This is a genomic window from Inquilinus sp., assembly GCF_057815775.1.
In genome coordinates, this window is sequence record NZ_JBYRFX010000039.1 from 1 (window position 1) to 11,014 (window position 11,014).

General features: G+C 64.4%; 11 protein-coding genes. 10 read left to right on the top strand and 1 reads right to left on the bottom strand.

What is annotated here, in order from left to right; genetic code table 11:
* A partial coding sequence (locus AC3XYG_RS01440) for a hypothetical protein (protein WP_489138030.1) occupies window positions 1–267 on the top strand: 267 nt, incomplete at its 5' end.
* Between the two features lie 82 nt (window positions 268–349).
* Here the strand turns inward: AC3XYG_RS01440 and AC3XYG_RS01445 are convergent.
* Entirely contained in the window at window positions 350–1,447 is a 1,098-nt protein-coding gene (locus AC3XYG_RS01445) for a hypothetical protein (protein WP_489138031.1), read from the bottom strand.
* Between the two features lie 1,024 nt (window positions 1,448–2,471).
* Here AC3XYG_RS01445 and AC3XYG_RS01450 point away from each other — a divergent pair.
* The 9 genes from AC3XYG_RS01450 (at window position 2,472) to AC3XYG_RS01490 (ending at window position 10,750) form a co-directional block, all read left to right on the top strand.
* On the top strand, window positions 2,472–4,589 hold the full coding sequence (locus AC3XYG_RS01450) for a ParB/RepB/Spo0J family partition protein (protein ID WP_489138032.1): 2,118 nt from the start codon (window positions 2,472–2,474) through the stop codon (window positions 4,587–4,589).
* Between the two features lie 70 nt (window positions 4,590–4,659).
* Window positions 4,660–5,037 carry a hypothetical protein gene (locus tag AC3XYG_RS01455; RefSeq protein WP_489138033.1) on the top strand — a complete coding sequence of 126 codons (378 nt, stop codon included), beginning with the start codon at window positions 4,660–4,662 and terminating at the stop codon, window positions 5,035–5,037.
* Window positions 5,038–5,100: 63 nt separating this feature from the next.
* Complete coding sequence (locus tag AC3XYG_RS01460; RefSeq protein WP_489138034.1) at window positions 5,101–5,295, top strand: hypothetical protein; 195 nt, start codon at window positions 5,101–5,103, stop codon at window positions 5,293–5,295.
* A gap of 112 nt (window positions 5,296–5,407) precedes the next feature.
* Window positions 5,408–6,304, top strand: a complete 897-nt coding sequence (locus tag AC3XYG_RS01465; RefSeq protein WP_489138035.1) for an ArdC family protein — start codon at window positions 5,408–5,410, stop codon at window positions 6,302–6,304.
* Window positions 6,305–6,374: 70 nt separating this feature from the next.
* On the top strand, window positions 6,375–7,340 hold the full coding sequence (locus AC3XYG_RS01470) for a hypothetical protein (protein WP_489138036.1): 966 nt from the start codon (window positions 6,375–6,377) through the stop codon (window positions 7,338–7,340).
* A 746-nt stretch (window positions 7,341–8,086) separates the two neighbouring features.
* Window positions 8,087–8,407, top strand: a complete 321-nt coding sequence (locus tag AC3XYG_RS01475) for a DUF736 domain-containing protein (RefSeq protein WP_489138037.1) — start codon at window positions 8,087–8,089, stop codon at window positions 8,405–8,407.
* A gap of 245 nt (window positions 8,408–8,652) precedes the next feature.
* Window positions 8,653–8,898, top strand: a complete 246-nt coding sequence (locus AC3XYG_RS01480) for a type II toxin-antitoxin system VapB family antitoxin (RefSeq protein WP_489138038.1) — start codon at window positions 8,653–8,655, stop codon at window positions 8,896–8,898.
* Window positions 8,895–9,323: a PIN domain-containing protein gene (locus AC3XYG_RS01485; RefSeq protein WP_489138039.1), complete on the top strand. Its 429-nt coding sequence runs from the start codon at window positions 8,895–8,897 to the stop codon at window positions 9,321–9,323. The genes AC3XYG_RS01480 and AC3XYG_RS01485 overlap by 4 nt, the downstream gene beginning before the upstream one ends.
* A 158-nt stretch (window positions 9,324–9,481) precedes the next feature.
* A complete protein-coding gene (locus AC3XYG_RS01490; RefSeq protein ID WP_489138040.1) occupies window positions 9,482–10,750 on the top strand; it encodes a PDDEXK nuclease domain-containing protein in 1,269 nt (422 codons plus the stop codon).
* Window positions 10,751–11,014: the final 264 nt, after the last annotated feature.

Consider the following 11,014-nt stretch of genomic DNA (forward strand, 5'->3'; position numbering starts at 1 on the left):
CGACCGGCGCCAGTTACCGGAATTGACACAAAAGCAATCGACGCCGCCGCCGCCGCAAGCGGCTTCACGACACGCGAACCTACTCGGCCCGACGAGGTCCATTATACGGTCCCGAGACGAAAGAAGGACCCGATGGAACCCCTTCACCCGCTGAGCATGCGGGCGCCCGTCTCGGTGGTTCAGCGCTTCATCGACTTCGCTGAAGCAGGGAATCTCAGCTATCCCAAGGCCTTGGCCAGACTTTTGGACTTAGCTGACGGCAAATAAGCCCTGTCCAATCGTCATACAGCTCCGGGAGGATTGTTCACAGGTATGAGGACCGCTTCGCCGTTCCCAGACAGCGAACTGATCACCCCTTTCGGAACAAGGGGAGGGAAGAGCTGTTCGGAGAAATTTGGCGGCCCCCACGCTTCTGGCTACGGAGCTTCCGCACCTCATCGAACGGCACAATGACGAATTTCTCTGCCTCGGCTTGGCCACTGATACGCGCAAACTCCGTCTGCGCCTCGTTAGTCATCGAGTTCGCCCACTTCTGATCGCGGCAGAACTCCCGGTCCGGATAGATCGTGTAATACACGTCCAGGATTTTTCGAGTCTTCTCGTCGCGACGTTCCACACGATTGAACGAGTCAACGATGCCGGCGTCCGCGAGCGATTGCACCGCCCGGTCAACCTTCTTCAACGTATCGCGCCAGCGGCTCCTCTCACTCATCCCACTATCCCTGGCTATCGACGAAGCTAGGATATCGTAGGAGAGGAAACCACCCGCTTGGGTGAAGCGCTGAACCATACGCTTGTAGAGCCAGCGGCCGGGCCCAGTCTTGATCGCCATCAGTCGCTCATAGTCGATTGGCCGGAAATGCAGCCGCTTCAGGCCTTCCGCCACCAGGTCGTTGAACGTCAGAACCCGCTTGGATCCCTCGTCGGCGGTGTCCATGACGCTCAACGTTGGGAATGCGGTGCTCGACACCATCGGCTTCTTCGTGCCCTGCTTGGTGACCTCAAAGAACGACCGGTTGAGGATCTGCAGCGCCTGCTTTATCTCGGTTCGAGAAAGGCTGTGATTAACCCGCCGGAGTTCTTTCTGTAGCTCGTAGATGGTGAATGCGAATTCCACGCGCTGCGAGGTCGAATTTAACTTTAACCGGTCCTGCTCTACGCTCAGCCGCCGGATCACGTCCTCTACAATCTGCTCCCGCTCGCCCGGGAACGCGATCGTCTCCGTTCCGTCCGGGTTCTGGAACTGGGCCGGGGTCACGACCACTCTATAGGGCGTCCCAGCAAACTCGAACTCCCGGGCAAGGCTGCTCTTATCAGAGGGTTGCTCGCCGAAGAGGTACCGGGGCAGCAGATCGTAAAACTCAATGGTGTTGGTGTATCCGGATCGATCCGCCGGGATCGTCTCCCAGAACACGAACTGCAGCGGTGTGCCATTCTCGGCCGACATGCCCCAACCCCAATCTGCAGTGCTTTCCACAGGCCGGCTACACTATACAGCGTACCTCTCCGATGTCATGGAGGGGAAACACGCGCGAATGGGGAGGAGTCCTACGCGATCGGGGAGGAATCACGCGCCCCTGGCGGAACCGGTGGCTCCGGATGCAGGGGAATGACGCGCGCGCCAGTGTATCGGGGACCACAGGAACCCCCATTCACGGGCTCAACTGGCGCTCCAAATACGATTCGAAGGCGACTCGGATCCCACATTGAGGAGGAATCACGCGCAGCGGCTTGCCGTGGCGATTACTGGCTGCCCGAATTGGGGAGGAATAACGCGCGCGTCCCGGTCGACCAGAGGACGCCCTCTCCATGATTCTTGTCTGTCAGCTGCGGAGGAATCGCGCGCATCACGCATCTACAGGCGGTTCGGAGGTCGCTACCGAGCAAACCGACCCGGGAGGAATGCGGCGCACTCGGGGGGAGGCATCTCGCGCACCCCGAAAAACAGTGGGTAGGAGACTCGCGCGTCGTGGGGAGGATTTCCGCGCGGTCACCGGCCTCCGGGAGGAAAGTCGCGCGTTGCTAGGCGATTCACGGGTAGGCTTCTCGCGCGCTCACAATTCCGTAAGCTCCTCATTTCAAAGCAGAATTTTGGCGTCGAATCTGTCCTATCCCTTTCTTAACCCTTATTCCAAGAAGACCTAGCAGTGACACCAGCCGCTCGGACGGAGATCCGGTGCGCATGATTCCCCCACGAAAGTCCGATCATCGAGACACCACCAAGATAGGTGTGGCGAGCCCCGACACAGCGGGGCCCGGCTCTCCTCCACTTTGTTCCGCCGAGCCACCCCGGGCGTCTTGTCCCCTTCGAGGTAAAAGCGATACCTCTCGCGACGTGGCGCCAACCTACGCGCCAATCAGGCATCGTTTCGCCGGCACCGCGCGAAACCAGAGCGGGAGGAGGGCAGCGGAGGGGGCGACGGGTAAGGGTTCGAGAGAGTGGCTCTCGGCCCCCGTCCGGAGTGCCCCAGATGGCCAAAACCGCTCAGACGAAGCTCGCCCTCAATCAGCCCCGCGTCATCCCGCTCGACAAACTCGAGCGCAGCTCGGCCAATGTCCGCAAGGTCAAGACGGGCATGACCATCGAGGATCTCGCCGACGACATCGACAACCGTGGCGTCCTCCTCGAAAACCTTGGTGCCAGGCCAATCTACGATGAGGCCGGCAACGAGACCGACCGCTACCACGTCACCTATGGCGGGCGTCGCCTCGAAGCCCTGCACCTCCTCGTCCAGCGCAAGCGCTTGGATAAGGACGCGCCGATCCCCTGCATGGTTCGGACCGAGGGCGTTGCAGAAGACGATTCCCTGTCCGAAAACGAGTTGCGTGTGGGCCTCCATCCCCTCGATCAGTTCCGCGCCTTCGAGCGCCTCGCCGAGCTGAAGTTCGCCGACGAGGAAATCGCCGCCCGCCACTTCGTCAGCCTTCAGGTCGTCCAGCAACGCCGTCGTCTCGCCCGGGTATCGCCGAAGCTACTTGCTGCCTACGAGGCGGACCTGATGACTCTGGGCCAGCTGCAGGCCTTCACGCTCACGGAGGATCATGCCCGGCAGGAAGCGGTCTGGGAGGCGATCGTCGGCCGCTACGAGGGCGGCAATGCCGTCAGCGTCATCCGGCGTGCCGTGACAGAAACATCCATCCGGGTCACCGATTACCGCGTCCGGTTCGTCGGTCTCACTGCCTATGAGGCCGCCGGAGGACACGTCCGCCGCGATTTGTTCGAACAGGACCAGGGAGGATGGATCGACGACGTGGCCCTCATTGAGCGCCTGGCTATGGAGAAGCTGAACGCCGCGGCAGAACCTGTCGCCGCGGAGGGCTGGAAATGGGTCGATGTCGTGTTCGACCTGCCCTATGGCTACGACTATGAGCACCGCCAGCTCGACGCCTCTCCGCCGGCGCTTACGCCCGAGCAGGAGGAACGCTATGCAGGCCTCGAGGCCGAACTCGACACACTCCGGGCGACCCACGGTCCGTTGGAGCACTCGCCGCAGGAAATCCGTGACCGCGTCGATCGGATTGTTGCCGAAATCGACTCCCTTGACGATCTGCCACTCGTCTACGACCCGGCTGAAGTGGCGATCGCCGGCGCCTTCGTCTCCATCGACGCCGCTGGCCATCTGTCTATCGATCGCGGCTATGTCCGGGAGGAAGATGAACCGTCGGAAGACGACCAAACACTCGACACGGATGAGGGGGAGGGGAGTGCTGCCGCCATCCCCGCGCCATCGCCCGAGGACTCTCCTCGCATCCGGACCGCGATCATCACGATTGGCGGCGGTCCCGTCGAGCCGGCCCCGGAACAGGCCGAGGATGTCGAACCCGAACGGCCCCTGTCAGACACCCTCGTCATGGAGCTGACCGCGGTCCGCCACGTCGCGATGACGATCCTGCTCAACAAGCTGTACCGAGCGTCGCGTACCAGGGGTTACGTGACGAGCTGCCTTGAGGCCTCTGTCGTCGAGACCATGTTCGTCGTCCAGAACCCGGAGCTGAAACACACGCCTGCAGCCTTGGCCATGGCTGAACGGCGTGACGCCTGGAAGGCGCGGTTGCCCGAGGACGAGGCGGCCCTTTGGGAGTATCTGACCGCCCTCGATGATGGCGCCCGCGCGGATCTCCTCGCCCACCTGATCTCCCTCGGCGTCACTGCCGTGGACGAGCGTCCCAAATACGACAACGGCCGGACCTCGCCGGACACAATGCGGCGCCGGATCGTCAGCGCCGACCGTGTCGCGCGTGCCGTCGGACTCGACATGGTGGCCGAGGCCTGGCAGCCGACCTCCGACAATTATTTGAGCCGGGTGACCAAGACTCGCATCCTGGACGCCGTCCGCGAGGCAAAGGGCGAGCACACGGCTCAGTTGATCGCCCACCTCAAGAAGGGCGACATGGCCCGAGAGGCCGAACGTCTCCTCTCCGGGTCGGGCTGGCTGCCGGAACTGCTGCGCCACCATCCGATTGACCTGCCTGCGGCACCGGTCGGTCAGGACGAGGAAGCCCTTCCTGATTTCCTCGACGGCGCGGGCGCGGAACCGGTCGAGGACCTGGCAGCCGGCGACGACGAGTTCCTCGCGGCTGCCAAATAGGCCGCGAGCGGGGTGGCTGGAACCTCCCCGCAATCCGCCTCCATCCACAAGCATCACAAAGGAGCCGGCCATGGGCTGGATCAGCCTTCGGACGAGCGCGTCCGCCAAGGAGTTTCTCGATCTCGAATTCACCTACGACAACGAGGAACGCCGATCGTCGGTGCTCGACTCCGTGTTCGGCGACGACGGCGTCTACTACGCGGCCGTCGAGCTGGCCTGGACGGGGACCGATGATCGTGTCGTCTTCGGCCTGGTCTGCCTGGTGGAGAGCGATGGCGGACCGTCCCTCGGCTATAAGCCGATTTCGGAAGCCATGGGACCGCGGTCATTCGGCTGCCCGACGCACATCCTCGATCGGCTGACGCCGACATCGCAGCCCTACGCCCTGGCTTGGCGCCAGAACTGTCGCCAGCGCGCAGCGGCCGGCCCGTCGATCGGCACCCACTGACCTCAATTGCACCACCTCGAGCCCGGCCATAGAGCCGGGCTCTTCACCCGCTGGGAGCGCAGCATGGAAGGGACCTATCTCCGCCTCGGCATCCACAACTGGGCGCCGGATGTCGCCGTTGTCCGCGCGGCATCGCGCGTCCTGGCGGCAAATGTCCGCCGCGATCCGGCGCGGCGCGAGAACCGGAAAGCTTTCTATCGCTCGATGCTGGAGCGGCACCGTGCCCATCAGTGCCTGGCGCTCGAATTCCGGCTCTGACCGACCGACGGTCGCTCTGCACCGTGGTCGAGAGGGAGAGGAGGGCAGGGGAGGGGTGAATCCGGTGTCGCGAGAGAGCGGTGCCGGAACCCATCTCCTTCAGGAGCGCCCCATGGCCACCCCCCGCGACGTTCATGCCGAAGTGACCAACCGGATCCTGGCCCAACTCGAGCTGGGCGTCCGCCCCTGGATCAAGCCGTGGTCGACCAGCGGTCGCGGCATGACCCGGCCGCGGCGATACACCGGCGAACCCTATCGCGGCATCAACACACTCATCCTCTGGGGTGCTGCAGAGGTGGCCGGCTACACTGCCCCGACCTGGATCACGTTCAAACAGGCACTCGAAGCCGGCGGCGCCGTCCGCAAGGGCGAGCGCGGCACCACCGTCGTCTATGCCTCAACCTTCAATCGGATGGCCGAGGATCAGGCCACCGGTGACGCCGTCGAGACGCAGATCCCCTTCCTCAAGGCCTACACGGTGTTCAACGTCGAGCAGTGTGACAGCCTGCCGGCGGAGCTTGCCGCTATTCCGGCGCCGACGGCTGAGCCGGACCGCATCCGCGCAGCCGAAGCGTTCGTCACCAGCACCGGCGCCGTCCTCGCCCTCGGCGGCGACCGGGCGTATTACGCCCCCGGTCCCGACCTCATCGCCATGCCGCCCCGCACTGCGTTCAGTTCAGTCGAGCGGTTCTTTGGGGTGCTGCTGCACGAGCTGGTCCACTGGGCCGGCGCCAAGCATCGCTGCGACCGCACATTCGGTGAACGCTTCGGGGATTCCGTCTATGCCCGCGAGGAGCTGGTTGCCGAGCTCGGCTCAGCCTTCCTCTGCGCGGATCTCGGGATCGAGGCGACGCCGCGCGAGGATCACGCCGCATACCTCGATCATTGGCTCAAGGTCCTGAAAGAGGACAAACGCGCCATCTTCCAGGCCGCCAGCCTCGCGAGCCGAGCGGCCGACTTCCTGCACGCTTTACAGGCGCCGGCCGCGGCGACCGCCCAAGCCGCCTGATCCGCTCCGCGACCTTCCGATGACACCCAGCCCGGCCCAGCGCCGTGCTTTCTCTTTTCAGGAGCCCACAATGGTCCCCGCCGTCGTCACTCCCGTCGCTACCACCGCCCCGGTCGCCGCCGCCGCTGCGATCGTCATCGCAGCGCGCCATCTTCAACCGCATCTGGAAGCCGGGCGCCGAATCGATGCCACCGCGCTTCGCAGTGCCATGGAGGCCGCCTTCGGCGCCTCCGACGCCACGGGCGCCTGGAGCTGGAAGCTGGCTTATGAGGCTTGCGAAGCGGCCACCGTCCTCTTCCTCCGGAAGTTCGCACCCGCCCTTCGGCGTCGTGCCCCGACGCCGGCGGCGATGCTGCAGCTCCTCGACCGCGTGGCCGGCCTGCTGCCGACCCACACCCGGCGCTCGCAGGAGAGCCATGACCTGCAGCAATTCAGCACGCCGATCGGGCTCGGCCTGGCCGCGGCCACCACTGCCGCCCTCACGCCGCAGGATCTGGTGCTGGAGCCGTCCGCCGGCACCGGCCTGCTGGCCATCCTGGCCGAGATGGCCGGCTCTGGCCTCATTCTCAATGAGTACGCCGAGACCCGCGCCGGGATCCTGGCCAGCTTGTTCGCCGGCACCGTCACCCGTCACGACGCGATCCAAATCCACGATCGCCTGGATCCTCTCGCCGTCCCGTCAGTTGTGCTCATGAACCCGCCCTTCTCGGCGCTCGCCCATGGCGACGGTAGGATTTCCGACGTCGCCTTGCGCCATGTCACCTCCGCCCTAGCCAGGCTCGCACCCAACGGCCGCCTGGTCGCCATCACTGGCGCCTCACTCAGCCCGGACAATCCGGCATGGCGCGGCGGCTACGCCATCACGATCGACTTCCTCGACGCGAAGCCGATGCGGCGGTGGAGCCAGGAGGCGAGGGCGGCGGCACGCCGCCGTAATCTCCGGCGCCGCCTGGAGAAGCGCCTGCCCCTCTTCGCCGACATCCTCACCGCGGCCGAAATCGCCGGGCGACCCGGCTACTTCGCCGGTGAGCGCTGACCGCCTTTTTCCCATCCTCTCATTCAAGGATCTCCACCATGGATCCCATCCCGTCGACACCTCAGCGTCACCGCTCCGACGACATCGTCAGAAATCCCGTGCTGGCGTTGCCATCCTTACAACGGCTGCTCGAACAGCCTCCGGAGGTCCGCGCGGTGCTAGAAGCCCTGCTCCGCGAACTCGCGTTTGACGCCGGCACCCGTGCCGAAGCGTCCTGGCACTCGCGCAAGGCACCGATGGCCGCCTACTGGCACGTCGTTTCAGTCTATTCCCGCCACATCGCCAGGGCCATCAGCCCTGGGCGCCGCAGGTCATCCCGTCGTCGCCCTCTCCCGGCCCAGTCCACGGGAATCCTGGTTCACTTTCGCCGTCCGCACTCTCCATGAGCACGGCGCTTGTCACTCGTCACTGGCGGCTGACCGCCGCTCACTCATCAGCTCGCCCGCGGGACGGGCGAGCCAGGCCGCTCCGCGGCCAGCTGGGAAACCTAGGTTTCCCTTGGCGCCAGGGGCAGGCGCCGGCGCACGCGCCGTCTTGTCGGTCGGATGACCGGTCCTCGCCGTCCTCCCCATGCTCGGGCCTGCGGCCCTGCGCGTGGGTCCGGGGCGGCTGCGGCCTCGGGGCAGAGCCCCGCCACCCGGCCGACCCCTGAAGATGCGCCAATTCCCTTCCTTGGCTCGCCGCCTGGGCACCTTCGGTTGCATGCGCAACCGAAGCGCAGACCACAGAAACCAAGGAGAATTCAAATGGCTCAGATCGGAAACTTTACCCGCACCGGCGAAACCTTCGAGGGATCGGTCAAGACCCTGGAATTCCGCCAATCCGTCCGGATCGTCCCAGCCGACGGCTCGAGCGACAGCCGGGACGCCCCCGACTTCATCATCTTCGCCACGGACGTCCAAGTCGGGGCAGCCTGGAAGCGCCAGTCCAGGAACAACGCGATGGTGTTTTACAGCGTCACGCTAGACGACCCGTCCCTCTCCGGTCCGATCAACGCGACCCTGTTCCCCACCGATGCCGATCCGAACCGCTTCCAGCTCGTGTGGAGGCGCTACCAGGCCAGTTGAGGGGCATGGGCAGGGCGGCCGGTCTCCGGCCGCCCACCTCGCTCGGCGGACCGGGGCCAGGCTGGATGCAGGATTGTCCACAGGGATCGAGGCGCCCGGCGCCGAGAGGCCGGAGGGGCATGTTCGGCCCAAGCCAAGGGAATGCCCCTCCGGCCGTTTCCCTGTGGGCTATCCGGGCTCGGGGCACACTGCCGCAGCCGGGATATGCAATTTTAGATATACGAATATTCGAGGAGGAATATCCGATGTCTCTGTATGTCCGAGATGATGATGTCCGGCAGTTGGCCGAGCGCCTCAAGGAGGCCTCCGGCGCCAAGACCGTCACCGAAGCTGTTCGGATGGCTCTTAGCCACGAATTGGAGCGCGTCGGAGAAAGTCCGCCCATGGTCGCGCGCCTGGACAAGGCCCTTTCGCTCGCAGACGCAATGGGACCGACGGATCCCGCCTTTGACGAAAAGGTGTTCAGCGATCGGCTCTGGGAGGATCGATGATGTTGCTGGACGGCTCCGCGATCATCGCCATTCTGGCCCGGCAGCGCGACGGGGTGTCCCTCATGGCGCGCTTGGCTGCTGCTGGCGGAAAAATCTATGTCTCGCCGCTATCCGTGGTTGAGGCCGTCGTCGGTCTGGCTCGGGTGAAGTCGCCGGCCGGCAGCGTGGTTATGCCGGAGAGGATCAGCCAGGCCGAGGCCGCGGTTGCCGAATTCATCACCGCCATCGGCGCCAAGGATATGGTGATCACCATGGAGGTCGCGCGTCTCGCCCTCAAGCTGGGCCGGGAGCGTGGCAAGATTGTCGGACACGCCGATGGTTGGAACCTTGGGGGTTGCCTGGCGCAGGCCTGCGCCAAGTCCTATCGGGTGTCGCTGCTCTCCAAGCGTGTCGGAGTCCGGCCTATCGATATCGCCGCCGTCTGACGTCGTCCGCTCAACATCGGCCCCGGCCTCGTTCCGGGGCCTTCCTATCGGGCGTCGGCCGAGCTCGTAGAGCGCTGCCATAGGCCTGGGCAGCCTGCTATCCTTGGCTCATGAGCCCATCAAATTCGATCCCTGCAGGCTACGATTACGCGTCCCTGTTGCGCGAGCTGAAGGAGCGGATCCGGACCGCGCGCCTTCGCACGGCCACGGCCGTCAACCAAAGCCTGGTGTTGCTCTACTGGTCCATCGGACGCGAGATCTTGGCCAGGCAGACGGCGGAAGGGTGGGGAGCCCGGGTCATCGATCGGCTGTCCGAGGACCTCCGACGCGACTTTCCCGAAATGCAGGGCTTGTCGGCCCGGAATCTCAAATATATGCGGGCTTTCGCCGAGGCCTACCCCAATCCCGAGATTGTGCAACAGCTCGTTGCACAATTGCCCTGGGGCCATAACCTCCGCCTCCTCGAGGCACTTCAGGACCCCGAGGAGCGAATCTGGTACGCCCGCCAGGCGATCGAGCAAGGCTGGAGCCGGGCTGTGCTCGAGCACCAGATTGAGAGCGGCCTGGTCCACCGTCAAGGCAAGGCCATCACCAACTTCGAGCGGACCCTCCCGAAGCCGCAATCGGATCTCGCCCAGCAGCTCATCAAGGACCCATACACCTTCGATTTCCTGGGTCTCGGTACGGACATCTCCGAGCGCGACCTCGAGCGCAGCCTGATCGAGCATGTTCGCCAGATGATCCTAGAGCTGGGAAAGGGGTTCGCCTTTGTCGGCAGCCAGTACCAGCTGAAGGTTGGCGGTCAGGACTACTACCTTGACCTCCTATTCTACCACCTAGCCCTGCGGTGTTTCGTCGTCATTGAACTGAAGGTCGAAGACTTTAAGCCCGAGTTCGCCGGAAAGATGAACTTCTATCTCTCCGCGGTCGATGATCTGCTCAGACATCCAGCAGATGCTCCGAGCATCGGGATGATCCTCTGCAAGGGAAAGAACTCAATTGTCGTTGAGTACGCGCTCCGAGACGCGTCGAAACCTATGGGCGTGGCCGAGTACCGAGTGTCCCTGCCTCCGCAACTCGAAGCCGCACTTCCCACGCCCAAGGATCTCGAGCGGGAGTTTCCGCAATGGGAGGTCGTCCAGATGCGGATCGATATCGAGCGCGCCGTAGTGGACTTGGCGAGAGCTCGAGGAATGGAAGGCGAGGCGCTCTCCCTACGCCAGGTGCTCGACTGGAATCGCGAAAATGGAGGCCTGCCCAAGACGAATGGCGACCTCGACGCCGCCCTGAACACGATGTACGCGACCGTCCACGGTGGCGACATGGAGGGAGACAAACTTCAGCGTGCTCTCGCCATAGGCACTGAGTTCCTCGATGCCGTCCGAGCGACTCGCTCACATATCGGGATGTCCGAAGACGCGTCCTGAACTCGCAGAGCCGGGCAATCCAGCGATACATCCCATCCATGACGGTGATGTCGGGTTTGTCCCGTTTGCCGCGGCCGAAATCGCCGGACGACCCGGCTACTTCGCCGGTGAGCGCTGACCGCCCATTTTCCCATCCTCTCATTCAAGGATCTCCACTATGGATCCCATCCCGTCGACACCTCAGCGTCACCGCTCCGACGACATCGTCAGAAATCCCGTGCTGGCGTTGCCATCCTTACAACGGCTGCTCGAACAGCCTCCGGA